At 70.9% G+C, this 18811-nt stretch carries 13 protein-coding genes; 5 read left to right on the plus strand and 8 right to left on the minus strand.

The annotated features are described in order from the left end of the window. From DKL51_RS10805 to DKL51_RS10835, 7 genes are all read right to left on the minus strand, one after another. Positions 1-547: NifU-related iron-sulfur-binding protein (locus DKL51_RS10805; RefSeq protein WP_148097764.1), on the minus strand; the 547-nt coding region annotated here is incomplete at its 3' end. Further along, entirely contained in the window at positions 540-2339 is a 1800-nt protein-coding gene (locus tag DKL51_RS10810; RefSeq protein ID WP_124812012.1) for a nickel-dependent hydrogenase large subunit, read from the minus strand. The genes DKL51_RS10810 and DKL51_RS10805, both read right to left, overlap by 8 nt. Next, positions 2336-3460: an NADH-quinone oxidoreductase subunit B family protein gene (locus tag DKL51_RS10815; RefSeq protein ID WP_109945271.1), complete on the minus strand. Its 1125-nt coding sequence runs from the start codon at positions 3458-3460 to the stop codon at positions 2336-2338. Before DKL51_RS10815 ends, DKL51_RS10810 begins: the two co-directional genes overlap by 4 nt. Continuing rightward, positions 3457-3996 carry a hemerythrin domain-containing protein gene (locus DKL51_RS10820; protein WP_109945270.1) on the minus strand — a complete coding sequence of 180 codons (540 nt, stop codon included), beginning with the start codon at positions 3994-3996 and terminating at the stop codon, positions 3457-3459. The genes DKL51_RS10815 and DKL51_RS10820 overlap by 4 nt, the downstream gene beginning before the upstream one ends. Beyond that, on the minus strand, positions 3996-4352 hold the full coding sequence (locus DKL51_RS10825; protein ID WP_109945269.1) for a hydrogenase maturation nickel metallochaperone HypA: 357 nt from the start codon (positions 4350-4352) through the stop codon (positions 3996-3998). Before DKL51_RS10825 ends, DKL51_RS10820 begins: the two co-directional genes overlap by 1 nt. Then, complete coding sequence (locus DKL51_RS10830; RefSeq protein ID WP_109945268.1) at positions 4345-4929, minus strand: hydrogenase maturation protease; 585 nt, start codon at positions 4927-4929, stop codon at positions 4345-4347. Before DKL51_RS10830 ends, DKL51_RS10825 begins: the two co-directional genes overlap by 8 nt. Further along, positions 4926-6455: a hypothetical protein gene (locus DKL51_RS10835; RefSeq protein WP_207783885.1), complete on the minus strand. Its 1530-nt coding sequence runs from the start codon at positions 6453-6455 to the stop codon at positions 4926-4928. The genes DKL51_RS10830 and DKL51_RS10835 overlap by 4 nt, the downstream gene beginning before the upstream one ends. Positions 6456-6683: 228 nt before the next feature. On the opposite strand from DKL51_RS10835, the gene DKL51_RS10840 reads away from it, so the two are divergent. Then, the gene (locus DKL51_RS10840; RefSeq protein WP_109945267.1) at positions 6684-8321 is read left to right on the plus strand and encodes an FAD-binding oxidoreductase; all 1638 of its coding nucleotides are present in this window, start codon (positions 6684-6686) and stop codon (positions 8319-8321) included. A gap of 205 nt (positions 8322-8526) precedes the next feature. After that, a complete protein-coding gene (locus DKL51_RS10845) occupies positions 8527-9180 on the plus strand; it encodes a class I SAM-dependent methyltransferase (protein ID WP_243420607.1) in 654 nt (217 codons plus the stop codon). A gap of 222 nt (positions 9181-9402) precedes the next feature. Here the strand turns inward: DKL51_RS10845 and DKL51_RS10850 are convergent, their stop codons facing one another. After that, a complete protein-coding gene (locus tag DKL51_RS10850) occupies positions 9403-9702 on the minus strand; it encodes a hypothetical protein (protein ID WP_109945265.1) in 300 nt (99 codons plus the stop codon). Between the two features lie 312 nt (positions 9703-10014). On the opposite strand from DKL51_RS10850, the gene DKL51_RS10855 reads away from it, so the two are divergent. The 3 genes from DKL51_RS10855 (at position 10015) to DKL51_RS10865 (ending at position 18782) form a co-directional block, all read left to right on the plus strand. Further along, positions 10015-12540: a S8 family serine peptidase gene (locus tag DKL51_RS10855; RefSeq protein ID WP_124812013.1), complete on the plus strand. Its 2526-nt coding sequence runs from the start codon at positions 10015-10017 to the stop codon at positions 12538-12540. Then, a complete protein-coding gene (locus tag DKL51_RS10860; RefSeq protein ID WP_123809637.1) occupies positions 12540-15398 on the plus strand; it encodes a VCBS repeat-containing protein in 2859 nt (952 codons plus the stop codon). Before DKL51_RS10855 ends, DKL51_RS10860 begins: the two co-directional genes overlap by 1 nt. Before the next feature lie 63 nt (positions 15399-15461). Next, entirely contained in the window at positions 15462-18782 is a 3321-nt protein-coding gene (locus DKL51_RS10865; RefSeq protein ID WP_109945262.1) for an ATP-binding protein, read from the plus strand. The last annotated feature ends 29 nt before the right edge of the window (positions 18783-18811 follow it).

The raw sequence follows: 18811 nt of genomic DNA on the forward strand, positions 1-18811 counted from the left end.
CGGTCCGGTCCGGCCGCTGCCACAGGGTGGCGACCGGGATCAGCGCCGGAGCCGCCGCGGGCGCCACCACGTCGACCGCGGACAGCTCCGGGGCGAACGTCATCACGTGTTCCCGCACCAGGTCACGCAGCGCGGCTCCGCCACCGCCGCACGAGCTCGCCGACAGGCTGATCCTCGCCACCTCGTCCTGGACACCGACCAGCGCGATCTCGGCGCCCTGCGTGCGCAGCTGCGGCCGGAGATCGTCCACCGCGCGGGCCACGCGCCGGTCCAGCGGATCCGGGTGGATGCGGTGCAACAGCAGCAGGTGCCGCAGCAGCTCGTCGCCGGTGAGCCGGTCGAGCGCGCGGGGGCTGTCGGCGGCGAGCTCGGTGACCCGGGCCAGCGCCTCGCCGTACACCTCGGTCAGGATCTCGACGGCTTCCAGCGCCAGGTCCGCGGTGCGGCCGGGGGTCTGCTCGAGCTGGCCGAGCACGGCGTCCAGGCGGGCCAGCCGCGGCTCGACGGCCGCGTCGTCGAGCCGCTGGACGTCCGGCTGCTCATCCATGGGACGCGCCGAACATCGGCGAGTGGATCTTCTTGAGGGTACGGCCGCCGCCGACGTACATGTGCACCCCGCACGGCAGGCAGGGGTCGAAACTGCGTACCGCCCGCATGATGTCGACGCCCTTGAAGTTGTCCGGGCCGTTCTCCTCGAAAATGGGCATGTTCTGGATCGCGTCCTCGTACGGACCGGGTGTGCCGTAGCTGTCGCGTGGACTGCCGTTCCACGGCGTCGGCGGGTACGGGTGATAGTTGGCGATCTTGCGGTCCCTGATCACGAGGTGGTGCGACAGGGTGCCCCGGACGGCCTCGTGGAAGCCGCAGCCGATGGCCTCGTCCGGCACGTCGAACTCGGCGAAGACCCGCATGTCGCCGCCGCGCATCCGCTCCATCGCCTGCTCCAGGAAGTACAGCGACATCGCCGCGGCGTACGCGATGAAGTAGGCCCGGGAGCGGTCCCGCTCCAGCGCGTTCGACCAGCGCGGGATCGTCCACTCCAACGTCATCTCGGGCAGCCGCTGGCTCTTCGGCAGCGAGATCAGCACGCTCTTACCGGTCGACTTGACGTACGGGGTGTCGACCATCTTCGCCAGGGCAGTCGTGTACAGCCGGGCGAAGGGACCGCCGCCGGTGTCCAGCGCCAGATGCTCTCCGCTGTTCTTGTCGAACCAGCGGGGGCTCATCACCCAGCTGTACTTGTCGTCGAAGTCGCGCTTCTGCGGATCCGGCAGCGTGGTCTGGTTCCAGGGATGGCGGATGTCGACCGGGTTGCCGAGCGGGTCGTACTTGACGAACGGCTCCTCCTCACCCACCCAGTCCTTGTAGTACGAGCTGCCGAGCAGGATCCGGATGCCGAGGTTGATGTCCACGAGATCGGTGGTGAGCAGCTTGCCGTCAACGACGATGCCGGGCGTGACGTGCATCGCCCGCCCCCAGTTCGACATGGTCTCGTACCGGTAGTCGACGACGTCGGGGTTCTGGAACGCGCCCCAGCAGCCGAGCAGGACCCGGCGGCGGCCCACCTCCTCATAGCCGGGCAGGGCCTCGTACCAGAAGTCGAAGACGTCGTCGTTCATGGCGACGGCCTTCTTGACGAAGTCGAGGATGCTGATCAACCGGCTCAGGTAGTCGGTGAACAGCGTCGGCTGGGGCATGGTGCCGACACCGCCTGGATAGACCGTGGACGGGTGGACGTGCCGGCCCTCCATCAGGCAGAACATCTCCCGGGTCGTCCGGCTGACCTTCAGCGCCTCCCTGTAGACCTCGCCCTCGAACGGGTTGTAGGCCCGCATGATGTCGGCGATCGTCCGGTAGCCGTGGATGTCCCGGCCGGGTGCCGCGGTGGCTTCCGCGCGGGCGAGGACGCTGGGGTTGGTCTGCTTGACCATCGCCTCGCAGAAGTCGACGAAGACGAGATTGTCCTGGAAGAGGGTGTGGTCGAACATGTACTCGGCGGCCTCGCCGAGGTTGATGATCCACTCCGCGAGCGGTGGGGTCTTGATGCCGTACGCCATGTTCTGCGCGTAGACGGAGCAGGTCGTGTGGTTGTCGCCGCAGATGCCGCAGATCCGGCTGGTGATGAAGCCGGCGTCGCGCGGGTCCTTCCCCTTCATGAACACCGAGTAGCCGCGGAACAGCGACGACGTGGTGTGGCATTCGGCGACCACGCGGTTCGCGAAGTCGATCTTCGTGTAGACGCCGAGGTTGCCGATGATCCGGGTGATCGGATCCCACGCCATCTCCACCAGTTCGCCGGGTTTCTGGCCGGCGGCCGGCTTCGGCTTCGTCGCTGTCACGGTCGATTCCTCTCGATTGCGGCCTGGCGCCGGGGATCCGCCGGACCGTACGGGCGCCACCGGGGGTTGTAGCCGCTGGTGAGCTCCGGACCGTTGTGGTGCCACTTCGGTTCCCGGTTGGCGGTGGCGTTGGTGATGCCGCGCAAGCGGCGGATCATCGCGCCGTACGGCTTGATGAGCAACGTGGACAGGCTGCCGCCGGGAGGCATGTCCATGAACGGCATGAACTTGTCGGGGAACCCCGGCATGGTGCAGCCGATGCAGATGCCACCGACGTTGGGGCAGCCACCCACGCCGCCCATCCAGCCGCGCTTCGGGACGTTGCAGTTGATGACCGGCCCCCAGCAGCCGATCTTCACCTGGCACTTGGGCGAGTTGTAGTCCTTGGCGAAGTCGGCCTGCTCGTAATAGGCGGCCCGGTCGCAGCCCTCGTGCACGGTCTTGCCGAACAGCCACTGCGGCCGCAGCATGTGGTCCAGCGGCGGGGGTGGCGCCGAGCCGGCGGCGTGATAGAGCACCCAGGTCAGGGTCTCCATGAAGTTCTCCGGCTGGATCGGGCAGCCCGGTACGTTCACAATCGGCAGGCCACCCTGGGACCGGAAGTCCCACCCGAGATAGTCGGCCAGGCCCATGCATCCGGTCGGGTTGCCTGCCATGGCGTGGATGCCGCCGTACGTAGCGCACGTGCCGGCCGCGACGACCGCCCAAGCCTTGGGCGCCAAGCGGTCGATCCACCAGTTCAGGGTCAGCGGCTCACCGGTCTTCTCGTCATTGCCGAACGACGTCCAGTACCCCTCGCCGTTGATGTTCTCGTTCGGGATCGAACCCTCGATGACCAGGATGAACGGCTCGGTCATCTCCCCACGGGCCGCCCGGCGGTACGGCGCCAGGAACTCCTCGCCGCCGGCCGCCGGCGACAACACCTTGTTGTGCAGGTTGACCTTCGGCAGACCGGGAATGAGCCCGAGAACGATGTCCTCGATCGCCGGTTGACCAGAGGCCGTCATGGAAACGGAATCGCCGTCACAACTCATACCCTCGGAGATCCAGAGGATGGTGATCTCGTCGAACCCGTTCTCCTGCGGGATCACCGCGTCGGTGTCGCGCATGTTCTGCGTCATGTGCGTGGCCTCCCTTGCAACCGATCCCGCAGCCGGTCGTAGATGGCCGCCAACGGCGCCGCGAGGGCCAGCGCCGGGGGCTTGTCCGGCGCGTGCGGGTGCGGGCGCGTCGGGGCCCGCTGCTTGCCCTGGTCGATTTCCTGGCCCAGCTCGCGGAGGGCCTGCTCGTCGGCCCGGGCGCACAACAGCGGCATGAGCTCGTTCTCGTCCTCCTGCACATGCCGAGCGACGGCGGAAGCCAGCCGCTCCATCACCTCGTCCTGCGCGCGATCGCCGGCCCGGCAGCGGTCCAGTTCAAGGAGCAACTCCTTGACGGGCTGATGCCCGGCGAGGTGTCTGTCGACCTGCCCGTCCGCCAACACCTTTGCGGCGAACGGGTAGAAGAGAACCTCCTCGAGCGCGGCGTGCTTCGACAGCTCGCGGACGAGGATTTCCACGACGCCGCGGCGCTGCGCATTCGATTCCGCTGCCCGGTAGTCCCGGAACAGTTGTTCCACTACCCGGTGGTCGTGCCGCAGCAGCTCGGTGGCGTTCATCAGAGAGCTCGCGGCTCGACGCTGTCCACCGTGATGGACTCCAGCACGACGTCCTCGCTGCCGGTGACCTCGATGTCGACGCCCCCGCAGCGCGGGCAGGCCACCATTGCGAGGTGGTCGTCGACCCGCGCGCTACGACCACAGTCGTTACACCGCACCGTCATCGGTTCGAGCACCAGATCAAGGACGGCGTCCGCGGCCACCGTGCCAACCGCGGCCACCTGGATGCCCTGCGTGACGACATCACGGTCAACCGCGTGACCGCCGATCCGCACCCGCAGGCCGGTGACCTGGCGCCCGGCGGCCCTGCGTACCGCCGCCGCCACGATCGCCTCGGACAGACCTGTCTCATGCATCGGCGGTCACCCCCCTCTCATCTGCCGTTCGCGGTGACCTCTCCTGCCGCTTCGGTGCGGTGTCGAGCCGTGCCACTTCCTCGTGGACGATGTCGACCACCACCCGGACGGCCTGGTCGACCGCGGCGGCGAGCGGAGCCGACAGACCCATGCGCTCGTCGAGGACGGCGGGTTGGCAACCCACCACGAGGATGCGGTCGACGCTGCCGCCCAGACCGCGCAGCAGGCGCAGCACGGACTCTGGATCCATGCCGTGCCCGTCGGCGGCCGGAGCGTCCAGTACGTCCGTCGGCCGCAGTGCCCAGCCGGGATCGTCGAGATCCACCTCGAGGACGGCCAACGTCCCGGGGGGCTCGTCCAGCGGCAACGCGTCCACCATGACCAGCACGTCGTGCTGCTCGTCCAGCAGATCGTAGGCCAGATGCATCCCGCGGATCCCGTAATCGGACACATCCACCCGCGCTGGCAGGACGGCGTCCCGCAGGCGCTGGACGACCTCCACGCCGAAGGCGTCATCGCCGAGGAAGATGTTGCCGATGCCGGCGACCAGGACCCGACCGTTGCCGGCGCTGTTCATCGGGCTTCCACCTCGCCGGGCAGGGGCTCCACCTCTTCCGGCCGGAAGTGACGCAGGCGCCCGTACCACTGGTGCAGTTCGGCGCCCGGGTCGTCATCCACGGTCACGGCCAGGAACCGCGTCCCGTCGATGTCGAGCAGCACCTGCTCCACCCGGCCGGTACGGCCCTCCAGAAACATGTCGTGTGCGTCGGTGCCGCGCCGGCGCGGGCGTAACCGGACCCGGCTACCCCGTGACAGCAGGGTTCCCGCGACGAGGACGGTCTCCGTCTCCGGCGTGATCCCCACATCCGTGCCGAACCCCGAGCGGTCCGGTTTCAACCCGGTGTCGCAATCGCCCGGCCGGTAGACGGGTTCCAGGGACCGAATGGCGCCGTGCAACCGTTCGAGCACCTCGGGCGGCATCGCATCGACGCGGTCGAGGATGGCAGCGGCGCGGGGATCGGTGGCTCGGGCCTCCCGTTTCTCCGCATCGGAGAGCGTGAGGGCTCGCAGCGAGAGGATCTCGTCGATCTCGGTCGCGTCGTGCAGGTCGCCGGGACTCTCCGGCGCGATCCGGGGATGGTCGTAGAGGATGATCGGTGCGGAGAGCACGACGTCGGCGGTGCCGGGCGCGCCGGCGAGCACCGGGAACGTGTGCACGTTGCGGCACTCCCGGGTCGCCTGCGCCGCCCATTCGGGCGGGTCGAGCAGGGACAGGAAACGCCCCCGACTGACGGTGGCCAGCGTGTGCGCCGCGAGCAGGCAGCAGCGCAATGCCTCATCCCGAGGGCTGTCCGCCGGCGTCGTCCGATCCGTGTTCTCGATGTGCACCGCGAGCCGCAGCAACCGGAAGGGCGCCGGAGACGGGACGGCGGAGACGGCGACCGAGGCGGACAACGGCCACCGCCGGCGTACCAGCCGCCCGAGCGGCTCGCCCCGGTCGTCGGCCAACGGCTCGACGTCCTCTCCGCCGGGCACGTGGACGTCGAGGCGTCGGCCACGCCGCAGGTCGCCGACCGACGCCTCGATGTCGAACTCCCGCGGTACCGCCTCGTCGAAGCTGAGCTCCGTGCGGCCACCGACCTCGATTCGGTCGACCGGTCGGTACCCGCCGTCGGTCGTGCGTAGCTCGGTCACCTTGCGTTGTAGGTGCAGGAACCGTAACCGGATCCGGACGATCGCCGTGTCCTGCGCTTCCATCAGGCATTCGGTCTGCTGCCACGATGACTCGGCCGAGCCCGCAACGCTGCTGTCGACCAGGCCGTGAGCCTCCCCCCACGCGGGGGGCACGAGGACACCGAATTGCCAGCGGACCCGGTTTTTGACCGATGAACGCCGATACGGGTAGAGCAGGTATCCCTCGTACAGGATCGCATCCGCGATTGCCTCGGCGCCGTCGAACACGGCGGTGGGGCATTGGGTCTGCACGGTGCTCACCTCCTCACAAAGGCACGCAGAAACTTGCTCCGGCATGCGGTTACTGTGGTCTAGCCAATCCCGCCGGCAAGCCGTAAGTGCGCATCGTCGGTAGGTGGACGACAGCATTCACCTAACCGGGTGAACCAATACGGCCGCCTTCGGTCCCGGCGACGAGATCCGCAGAAGCGAGCCAGCGGTACCGCAACCGGTAGGCGGTGACCGTCGGGAGGGCCAGCACATACCGGTTCGCGGCGCAGGCAGTCCACGCCTACCACGACGGCATCGACGGGGTGCCGGCCGTCGAGTACGTTACCGGCGAGTCGATCTGGCGATGGTGGACGGCGGGGAGGCTGCGTGGCCGGAAAACACCGTTCGTGGTGGGGCTGGGGGTACGTCGAGGACGCAGTGACCGGCGCGGAGGCGGCGGCCTTGGCCGACCGGGTGCGTACCCTGCTGCCCGACGTCGACCTGACCGAGCATGTCGCGCCGCCGGTGGCCGAACTCGGCCTGCGCCCGCCGCGGGTCGATCCGCCGACGTCACTCGCCCGGCTGTGCTCGACGCACCCGGCTGACCGGGCGGCGCACACCCACGGCAAGGCGTTCCGGGACGTCGTCCGCAACTTGCACGGGGAGGTCCACGACCCGCCGGACCTGGTGGTCCGGCCGGCGACGGAGCAGGACGTTGTCGACGTGCTGGACTGGTGCGCGGGCCGGGACATCGCGGTGATCCCCTACGGCGGCGGCTCGTCAGTGGTCGGCGGAGTGGAGCCGCGGCTGGACGACGGGTATCCCGCGGCGGTCAGTCTCGACCTCGGACGCCTCGACCGTGTGCTGGAGGTGGACCCGACCAGCCGGGCGGCCCGCATCCAGGCCGGCGTGTTCGGCCCGGCGCTGGAGGACCAGCTCCGGCGGCACGACCTCACGCTGCGGCACTTCCCGCAGTCGTTCGAGTTCTCCACCCTGGGCGGCTGGTTGGCCACCCGCGCCGGCGGTCACTACGCCACCGTCCTCACCCACATCGACGACCTGGTGGAGTCGTTGCGGGTGATCACCCCGGCGGGCACCAGCCAGTCGCGCCGGCTGCCCGGCTCCGGCGCCGGGCCGTCACCGGACCGACTGTTCCTCGGCTCGGAGGGCGTGCTCGGCGTCATCACCGAGGCGTGGATGCGGCTGCAGGACCGGCCGCGCTGGCGGGCGGACGCCTCGGTGCACTTCACCGACTACGGCGAAGCGGTCGCGGCCACCCGGGCCATCGCCCAGTCCGCGCTGCACCCGAGCAACTGCCGGCTGCTCGACCCGGCGGAGGCGCTCCTCAACGCCGGCGTCGCCACCACCGGCGGCGTGCTCGTCCTGGGATTCGAGTCCGCCGACCATCCGGTCACACCGTGGCTGGACCGCGCCGTCGAGCTGTGCCGCGACCACGGGGGAACCCTGCCGGAGCCGCCCCGCAGCGACGACTCGTCCGGCCCACGGCAGCGCACCGCCGCCGCCGACGCCTGGCGGTCAGCGTTCCTGCGGATGCCGTACCAGCGCGACGCGCTCGCCGCCCGGTCGATGATCGTGGAAACGTTCGAGACCGCCTGCACCTGGGACCGATTCCCCGCCTTGCGCGCCGCCGTGCTCGACGCGGCCGGCGACGCGCTCCGCGCCGTCGCCGCGACCGGCGTGGTCACCTGCCGCTTCACCCATGTCTACCCGGACGGCCCCGCCCCCTACTTCGGCGTGTACGCCACCGGCCGCTGGGGCGCCACCGTCGGCCAGTGGGACCAGATCAAGCATGCCGTCTCCGACGCGCTGCTCGCCGCCGGCGGCACCATCACCCACCACCACGCCGTCGGCCGCGACCACCGACCGTGGTACGACCGGCAGCGTCCCGACCCCGTCGCGCTCGCATTGCGCGCCGCCAAGAGCGCGCTCGACCCGTCGTGGATCCTCAACCCGGGCGTCCTCGTCGATCCGCCGGCTGACCTGGGCCGGCCCCGCGATGCCTGACTGGTAAATGTTCGGCGGCCGCCCGCAGCGCCAGATCGAGGCTGACCGGCGGCGCGGCGATGCGTCCGACAGCGCAGGCCAGGAGGGGCAGGCTGCTTCACCATCCGGCGACTAGGATCGCCTCCTACCCGCGTTATTCCGAGAGCATGACTGTGCTGGTCGAGCTCGTGCCATGCCGGCGAGCTGGTTGTCCAGGGGGTTTGCGGTGACCGCACGCAACGCCGAGGTCGACGGCGACGAGCCCTATGACATCGACTACGACGAGCTCTACCGCGAGACTGCCGACTCGGGCGGGCCGCCCTGGGACATCGGCAGCCCGCAGCCGGCACTCGCGGAGGTACTCGACGACGGGGTGAAGGGCCCGAAGGTGCTCGACGTCGGCTGCGGCACAGGTCATCTCGCGATCGCCCTCGCCCGCCGCGGCTACAACGTAACGGCGATCGACATCTCACGGGTAGCGGTCGACATGGCCCGGGCCAAAGCCGCCAGCGAGGGCCTGGCGGTGCACTTCGAGGTCCAGGACGCCACGCAACTCTCGCTGCCGTCGGCGCCGTTCGACTCGGTGTTCGACTCCGGTCTGCTACACAGCCTGCATCGGCGCGGCGGTGGCGAGGCGGACGACTACCTTGCGCTGCTGCCGGGCCTCGCGGCGCCGGGCGCGACCGTCTTCGTACTGGCGGTGTCTCTCGGGGCGGGCCAGGGCTGGGGCGTGACCCAGAAGTTTCTGCGGGCGGGCTTCGCCGAGCCGAAGTGGGTCGACACCCAGGTCGAGGAGATCGACGTGGCCGCGGAGGTGGGCGGCCGGGAGCTCTCTCTGCCCGGCTTCCTGCTCCGAACGGTCCGAGCCTCCGGCACCTGACCCGGCGACGACCGAATCACATTCTCGGGCTCCGTTAAGCCATCGGCAGGGGAGGCCGTATCCGGTCCGCAAGAGGTCCGCGGACCGCAGGCGACTGCGCGCGCCCGCACTCGGATGTGCCCAGCGGGGGCTGACCGCTCCGGGCCGCTGGTCAGCGCCGGTCGAGCTCCGCCTCCAGCCGTCGGACGAGCGTCTTGCGTGCCTTGCCAGCACGCTCGGACCCTAGCGCCGTCTTGAGCTGGCCGGTGTCGAGGCCGGGGACGCGCGGGTCACGGCCCACACCAGGCTGACCACGATGACGATCAGGAGCGGGCCGAGCTGCGCCGGGCTGGTGAACCGACCGTTCCAGGCGATGAAGGCGTAGCCGGGCAGCCTCCGCTCCCTCGTCCGGTCCTCCATCCTGGACGCGATCGAGCGGCTCCGGCGCCAGGACCACGGCGACGAAGCATCTGCGCCGACGATGAAGGCCGGGATGCCGAAGTACGCGATCCAGAAGCCCTGCCAGGCGTTGATGAGGAGCACCGGCTCACCAGACGAACGACGAGGACTCGGCACACGCCCCTCGCGCCGATCGCTGCCCGCCGGTCGACTGCGACCATCTCGGTTGCGCGGTGGAACTCGTGCATTCGGCACGCCCGTGAGCGATACGGCGACGAGCGCGTCGGCCGGTATGGCGGTGGTGGGTGCCGCGCGTCAGTAATTCGCCAGTAACGGTCCAGCCGTAGCCTGCCCGACCAGGCCAGCTCCGTGCTTTCCCGATCGCCCCACCCGGCGGCCTCCCGTGAAGCCGAGTTACCGGCCTGCCCCTGTATCGGCGATCGAGGAGCCGTATAAATGCACTTGCCCCGTTCACCCCTGCGGCGCGCGGCCACCGCCTGGGCGGCGGTTGCCGTCACCGTCGTCGGCGTACTCGCCGCGCCGGCCGCGACCGCCGCACCCCGGCACCATGCGGCCGTCGACCCGGGTCTCGCCGCCGCCGTTGCCGCCGGTCAGGAGGCGACCTTCTTCGTCGTCCTGGACAGCCGTCCCGACCTGTCCGGTGCCACCCGTCAGCGGGGCAAGGCCCGGAAGATCGCCGCGTACCAGGCGCTGCGCGCCGAGGCCACCCGGGACCAGAGCTCGCTGGCCCGCTACCTGGACCAGGCGAAGATCGGCTACGAGTCGTACTGGATCGCGAACGCCGTGAAGGTCACCGGCGGCCGGGACCTGGTCGAGCGGCTCGCCGCCCGGCCCGATGTCGCCGCCCTGCGGCGGGAGCAGCGCTACGCCATCGCCACCGTCGCGATGGGCGCCGTCACCACGACCGAGGTCACCGACCCGGAGTGGGGCGTCAAGGACATCGGCGCCGACCAGGTCTGGTCCCAGTACGCCGACCACGGCGAGGGCGTCGTCGTCGCCAGCATCGACTCGGGCGTGGAGTTCAACCACCCGGCCCTGGCGGACAACTATCGGGGCAACCTCGGCGACGGAACCTACAACCACGACTACAACTGGTACGACGCGAGCGGCGAGTGTCCCGACAGCGGCACGCCCTGCGACAACAACGGCCACGGCACCCACACCATGGGCACCATGGTCGGCGCGGGCGGCATCGGCGTCGCTCCGGGCGCGAAGTGGGTCGCCGCCAAGGGCTGCGAGGCCAACTACTGCACGGACACCTCGCTGCTGAAGGCCGGCCAGTGGATCCTCGCGCCGACCGATCACAACGGGCAGAACCCGCGGCCCGATCTCGCCCCGGACGTCGTCAACAACTCCTGGGGCGGCGGGAACACCACCTTCTACCAGGACATGATCGAGGCCTGGAACGCGGCCGGCATCTTCGAGGCGTTCGCCGCCGGCAACGCCGGCAACGGATTTACCTGTTCGACCAGCGAGGCGCCGGGTGCCCAGGCCCCGACGTACGGGGTCGGCGCGTACGACGCGACCGGAGCCATCGCGTACTTCTCCGGCTTCGGCCCCTCCCTCGTCGACGGTTCCATGAAGCCGAACATCGCCGCGCCCGGCGTCAACGTCCGCTCCGCCTGGCCGGGCGGCGGGTACCGGGCGATCTCCGGTACGTCCATGGCGACCCCGCATGTCGCCGGTGCCGTCGCCCTGCTCTGGTCCGCGGCCCCCTCCCTCGTCGGCGACATCGACGCCACCCGGGCAGCTCTGAACGCCTCCGCGCGGGACGTCGACGACACCCACTGCGGCGGCACCGCCGACGCCAACAACGTCTGGGGCGAGGGCAAGCTCGACGTCTTCGCCGCCGTCGACCGGGCCCCGCACACCGCGGCCACCATCACCGGCACCGCCACCGACCGGGTCACCGGCGCCGGCCTGGCCGGAATCACCATCACCGCTATGGGCCAGGGCGGCCAGCGCACCGTGACCACGAATACCTCGGGCGCCTACCGGCTGGTCCTGGCGGCCGGCGCGTACACCCTCACCAGCGCCAGCTACGGCTACCGCGCGGTCACGGAGAACCTCACCGTCACCGACGGCCAGGCCCTCACCCACGACATCGCGCTGGACGCCGTTCCCCGGCACGCCGTGACCGGCACGGTGTACGACGTGACGGGCAAGCCGCTCCCCGGTGCCAGCGTACGGATCGTCGAGGCGCCGCTCGCCCCGGTCGTGTCGGACGCCGCCGGCGCCTTCCGTTTCCCGGCCGTCGCCGAAGGATCCTTCACCCTGGTGGCGACGCCCGCCGCGCCGGTCATGTGCGACGGCACCTACCAGCAGGCCCTGACCGTGGACGGCGATGAGAGCGTGGCGATCCGACTGCCCGCCCACAGCGACGCCTTCGGCAACAGCTGCCTGCCCGCCGCGTACTCCTGGGTCAGCGGCGCCACCAAGGTCGCCCTCTCCGGTGACGAGAACGCCAAGAGCGTCGCTCTGCCGTTCCCGGTGACCTTCTACGGCGTCTCGTACAACCAGGCGAGCGTCACGACCAACGGGCTGGTGAACTTCCTCGCCCCGCGGCTGGGCGACTACCTCAACAGCGCCTTGCCGGCGGCGTCGCAGCCGAACGGCATCGTCGCTGCCTACTGGGACGACCTCGTCCTCGACAAGAGGTCGGCCGTGAAGACCGCTGTCACCGGAACGGCCGGACAGCGGAAGTTCGCGATCGTCTGGGAGAACGCGGCCTTCGCTGCCGATTCGAGCCGGCGCGTGACCTTCGAGGCGGTCTTCGAAGAGGCGACCGGTGCGGTCGTCCTGCAGTACCAGTCCATCGACGGCGCCTCGGCGCTGGAGAAGGGCGGATCAGCGACCGTCGGCATCGAGAACCAGGCCGGCGTCGACGCCCTGCAGTACTCCTTCAACGAACCGGTCCTCACCGACCACAGCGCCCTCCGTATCACCCTCAAGGCGGCATGATGAAGAACCGATCCAGAGGCGCCGTGCGCCTCGCCTCCGCCCTGCTCGCGCCCGGACTCGCGCTCGTCGCGCTCCCCGTGATCACCAACCCGGCGTACGCCGAGGACGGGTCGCAGGCGCGGATTCTGACCGACGCCCAAGCCGCTGAACTCGAAAGTCGGTTCACGGCGGCCCCCTCTGCTCAGCAGGCGACCGCGCCGAGCGACACCGCCGAACCGCCGGCCGAGCAGGTGCAGGACGCGACACCGGTCACCCTCACCGAGGCGTCCGCGTTCGAGACGTACCGGGGGCACGCCGAAACCGCCCCCCTCGGCGGCGGCAAGGGCGACTTCGTCGCCGTGCACAGTCTCGGCCTGATCACCCGTCTCACGACGAGCGGCCAAACGGTGTGGAAGCGCGGTAGCGACTCCCTCTACGCCGACTGGCAGGTCACGCCGCTGCGGCCGTGGCAGAAGGAGCCGTACCCGGCCCGTATCGCCGTCGGCTACGAGGTCAACAGTCCGTACGCGGACCTGGCCGACCGGGGCTTCGCGCAGGGCGACCTGACCGGCGACGGGGTGGCTGACGTCGCGTTCACCGCGAAGGTGGGCGCCAGCCCGTATCGCCCGTTCACCTCCCCGGGCTCGCCCCTGACGACGGGTAGCTTCGTCACTGTCCTCGACGGGAAGACCGGGGCGACCCTGTGGTCGCAGATCTTCCCCGATGCCCAGCAGGTCGCCGTAGCCGGCAAGACCCTGCTCGTCGCCGATCAGCCGTCCAACAACTTCGGCGCCGACCGGACGTTGACGACGAAGCTGTACGGCTTCCGCTTCACGTTCGGGGATGGGCGACTGACCCCGGCGGCGACCTGGTCGTACGACACCGGCCAGCGCTACGGCCGGTGGGCCTCGGTCACCGCGCTCTCCGACACCGCGGCAGCCCTCTCCTGGTACGTGCGGAAGACCGACACCGACCCGGCCGCGAGCCAGACCCTCGTGATCGACACGGCGAACGGCGCGCCGCGTTGGCAGACCGCCGGCACGATGTACGGGCGGGAGGCGGTCGTCGACCCGTCCCGGAACCGGCTCGTCGCCATCGAGCAGTCCGACTACACCGACGGGGTGCTGTACCAGCTGGTCGGCTACGACCTGGCCGACGGCGTCCGGACCGTGCTCGATGAGCGGATCAACGCGGTCGGTACCGAACTGGCGGTCGGCGAGCTGAAGGGCGGCGGCGGCGTCGAGTACGCGGTCGCCGAAGCCACCTTCGACGACGACCTCGACATCAACGCGGCGACGGTGCGCGGCCTGCGCGGTGACGGCGGGACGGAACTCTGGTCGTACACGGTGAAGCGGGACGAGTCGAACGTGCGGGACGGTGACAGCGTCCTCGGCCTGCGGATCGCGAACGGCAAGGCCATCGCCTCGTACGTGACGACCGCGGACAAGGAACACGCCATCAACTCGGGGACCCGCCGCTACGGCACGATCACCGTGCTCAGCGGCACGGACGGTTCCGTGCGGTGGTCGCAGAAGGGCGTGGTCGCCTCCCCGATCTACGCCGAGCCGTACCAGGCCGGCGACGACTGGCTGGTGCGCACCATCGACAACGACCAGAACATCCACTTCTACCGGCTGGACAACGGCACGTCGGCGGGGCTCGTACCGCTCCCTGCCGACCTGTCGACCGGCGTCGCGGTCGATGTGAACGGAGACGGCCGCAAGGACGTGGTGGTTGGCGGCCAGTCGCGCGGCCTGTGGGCGTTCGACGGTCCGTCGCTGGCCGCGGGCAAGCCGCGGGTGCTGTGGCAGGCCACCCTGCCCGGCGCCGTGTACGGCGACATCGTGCTGGGTGACACGGACGGTGACGGACGCCGCGACGACCTGGTGGTGGCCGCCGAGACCGCCGCGGTGATCATCGACGCCACCACCGGTCGGGTCAGCGCGACCATCGACCAGCCGGGGCAGTTCGTCCACTCGGTGACCGTGGCCGATCTAAACGGCGACGGCGCTGACGACGTGCTTGTTCCGACCGACGCCGTCCGCGCCTACCGGGGCAGTGGCCGCCCACTGTGGTCCTACGCTCCCCCGGGCACGGCGCCGGTTGCCTTCTCGGACCTGGCGATGGCCGACGGCCGGGTGATCGGCTCATACCAGACGGCCCACCAGCGCGAGCCCGCCACGGTCGGGGAGCTGGCTCTGAACGCCCGGACCGGTACGGTCGCCTGGACCGGCAGCCCGGTGTGGACGGGTAGCGACGACCCGAAGATCTACGGTGCGCAGCTCTTCCACGGCGTGTACGCCTCGCGCGCGATCCCGTACGCGGACGGGCATGCGGCCGTGGCCACCTGGATGGTGCGCGATGAAAACGGCTGGTGGCGGGAGTTCTTCGAGTTCCGCGACGTCCGCACGGGCGCGGTGGTGAAGACCGCGATCGGTGGTGGAACCCTCACCCTCGGCAACTGGTTCACCGGCGACGAGGGCCTGATCCTCACCGGAACGGCCTCGCTGCAAACCTTCGGCGCCGACGGCAACGACTACCTGATCTACACGCTGCCGACCATTCACCGAGCCGGTTTCGCGACCGGTCCCGGTGGGCGCCGGCTGCTCGTCGGTGGGACGGAAGGCGCGTTCTACATCTGGGACTCCGGCGTACTCAAGGGCGGTCACTACCCGGATCACGAGGCCCGGCTGCAGCGGTACAACACCCAGAACGTGCTGATCGCGGATCTCACCGGTGACGGCGTGGACGAGATCATCGGCCTGCACAACGAAAACCTCGGGCAGGACCGGATGGCCGAACTGTCCGGCAGCCGGTACGAGCTGGGGGTCGACAACCGGATTCACGGCATGGTGACGGGCGTTGTGACCAATTCCTGACTTGACACCGCTGATGGGGGCTCCCGCTATGGTGGGAGCCCTCATCAGCGTAGGGAGACCCAGGTGCTGCGGCTGCACCTCCTCGGCGGGTTCCGGGTCCACCGGAACGACGGGCCACCGCTCGTGGAGCGGTGGCCGCGGCCGAGCGCCCGGACGCTGCTCAAGCTGCTCGCAGTCGCCCCGGACCATCGCCTCCATCGCGAGGAGGCGATGGAGATCTGCTGGCCGGACGCCGATCCCCAGGCAGCGCTGCGCAGCCTGCGGGTGGCGCTGCACGCCGCCCGCCGGGCCGTCGAACCGGAACTCGCGCCCCGGGCCACCTCGTCCTATTTGATCGGCGAGGGGGCGCTGCTGCGGTTGGCTCCGCACACCGTGTGGATCGACGCCGACGAAGCCGAACGGCTCGCGGAGGCGGCGCTGGCGCACGGCGGCCGAGCGGAACTGACGGCAGCGCTCGACGCGTTCACCGGCGAACTTCTACCCGAGGACCGGTACGCGCCGTGGTCTCACACCCGCCGGGAACGACTGGCGGCGTTGCGGGAAAAGAGCCTCCTCGCCCTGGCCGCCGCACATCTTGCGGCCGGCGCCAGCGGGGAGGCGGTGGAGGCAGCCGAGCAGGTCCTGGCGGCCTCACCCGCCGAGGAGTACGCCCACCGCGTCCTGATCGAGGCGTTCCTCCGGCAGGGGCTTCGCCGCCGGGCGGTGCACCAGTACCACCTGTGCCGGGAGGCACTGGACGCGGAGATCGGGGTGCGGCCGGGCGCCGAGACGGAAGCGCTGTACCGCCAAGCCCTCGCCGCGCCGACCTCGGCCGCCCGGTCGGGACAGCCGGCGCTGCCAGCGGCGGTGCGGCTACCACCCGCCCTGCCGCTGCGCGGCCGGGATGACGTGCTGGCCGAGCTGCTGGAGGTCGAGAAGATGCCGGTCCTCCTCGTCACCGGCGAGGCCGGCCTCGGCAAGACGCGCCTCGTTGCCGAGGCGGCCCGCCGGGCTGCCGAAAAGGGGGCGGCCGTGCTGTGGGGCGCCGGCCACGACGCGGAAGGGCACCGGCCGTACGGCCCGTTCGCGGAGGCGGTTGAGGGGTGGCTGGCGGACCGCTCCCTTGAGGAACGGGCCAGCATGGGCGCGGAGTATCCGGAACTGGCCGGGCTCCTGCCGTTGGGGAGGGTGGAGCCGAGGTCGTGGCGAAGCCCCGAGGAGGAGCGGGACCGGCTGTTCCAGGCAGCGGCCGCGCTGTTCGGGGAACTGGCGGCGGAGCGGCCCGTCATGGTGGTGCTGGACGACCTTCATGCCGCGGACGCGGGCTCGTTCCAGCTCCTCAGCTATCTCGCCCGGCGGGCCCGGGAGAACGGCATGGGTTGGCGTTTTCTCGCCACGCTGCGCCCCGAGGAGCTGCCGGACTCCGATCCCCGCCGCCACACCTTGGACGTGCTGGTCCGCCAGTCGCTCGCCCGGGCTGTCGCACCACCCCGCCTGCCCCGGGAGGCGTGTCTCGAGCTCGCGGCCGACGCCCTCGGCTCCTCGGCCGCAGCCGTACCCGAACGGGTGTGGGAACTGTCCCTCGGTAATCCGCTCTTCGCCCTCGAACTGGCGCGTGCGCTGCGGGACGGGGTCGTGGGCGTCTCGGGAGCACCCGAGGGAATCCGGCAGGTGGTCGCCCAGCGGCTCGGACGACTCGACGCGACAGCCCGCCGAGTGGTGGACGTGGTCGCGGTGGCGGGTCAGGACGCGGCACTCGCCGAGGTCCTGGACGTCGCCGGGCGCTGCGGGCAGCCGCAGCTGTCGGCCGCCGAGGCGACGGAGGCCGTGGAGGCCGCCGTCGCCGCCTCGGTGCTGGAGGAGCGGCCGGTGGCCGTCGAGGGCCGTCCGGTGGCCGGGCTCGCCTTCCGCCATCCCCTGATCCGGATGACCTGCTACCAGATGCTGTCGGCGGCCCGGCGGCGGCTCCTGCACTCGGCGTACGCGGAGGCGGTGCTCCGGCGCCGGCCGGATGCCGTGGACACGCTCGCCGTCCAGTTGACGCACGCTGACGACCCGCGCGCCACCGGGTATCTGCGGCGGGCGGCGGAACGCGCGGCGGCCCATCACGCGAACGACACCGCAGACCGCTACTACGCGGAGCTCACCGACCGGCTCGACGCGCTGGCCGCCGAATCGGCGCGCGCACGCATGGACCACAGCGCCGTGCTGCGCCGGATGGGCCGGTTCGAGGACGCGGCCCGGCTGCTCCGCGAGGCTCTGACGGAGATGGAGCGCCACGGCGACCGGGACGGACGGGTGCTCGCCGCCGCCCGGCTGGCCGAACTCATGGCGAAGACCCGGAGCACCGACGAGGGCCTCCGGCTGCTCGATGCCACTCCGCCCGCTCCCGACACGCCGGCGGCGACGGCGAGCGCCCACCATCTGGCCACGGCTGTGCTCTGTTTCGTCGCCGGCCGGTACGAGGAGTCAGCGGCGGCCGCGCGGGCGGCGGAAACCGCAGCGCAGGTCGTGGCAGACCCGGAACGGCGGGGACTGCTCGCCCGGGCGTTGGCGATGCGCGCGACGTCCCTGGGTTTGGCCGGGCGTTTCCGGAAGACGGGCCTGGTCGCGCAACGCGCCCTGCCGCACGCGAAGGCGTACGGCGATCCGCAGCTACTCGCCCTGGTCCTCTCGGTCCTGCGGGAGATCGCTCTTCGGGCCGGGCGGTTACGGGAGGCCATCGAAACCGGACGGCGGGCGTTGGACCTCGCCGAGCGGTCCGGCGATCCGACGGCGACCGTCTTCGAGCGGGCGAACCTGGCCAAAATCCACCTGATGATGGAGGAGACAACCGAGGCCCGGGACCTGGCCGAGGCCGCGGCGCGGGAGACGGGGCCGGGCCTCGGCTGGTGCGTGCCGTACGCTCTGGCAGCTCTCGCCCGGGTGCGGATCCGGATGGGAATGCCGGGTGCGGGCATGCTCCTGGACGAGGCCGAGGGCGCGGCGCGCGCGCAGGGGGACTTTCAGGCCCAGGACGAGGTGCGGTCGGTGCGGGCCGAGTTGGCGTTGCAGGAGGGGCGCCCGGAGGACGCGTTGGCGCTCCTCGCAGACCCACAGACGAGGTGGGCGCACCTGATGGCCCGCGCGTGGTTGGCATGCGGGCGCGTCCAGGAGGCCGTCGAGGTGGCCGCGGCAGAGGTGGGGCGCGCGGAGCGGGCCGGGGAGCGGCTTGCGGAGACGGACGCGCGGACGGTGCATGCCGCCGCCTTGGCGGAGCTGGGCCGCGAGCGGGATGCGGCGGACGCATTTCGACGGGCGGCCGACTTGGCAGAAGCCCTTCCCTACCCGGCGGCCTCTCGCCGCCTGGCTTTGGTACGCCGCCCATGGCGGATAACCGAGGGCTCAGGGTCAGGGACGGAGTAACGGCTGCAAGGGCCCGCATGCTTTGGCGT

This window comes from Micromonospora globispora, assembly GCF_003857015.1.
Taxonomy (GTDB): domain Bacteria; phylum Actinomycetota; class Actinomycetes; order Mycobacteriales; family Micromonosporaceae; genus Micromonospora; species Micromonospora globispora.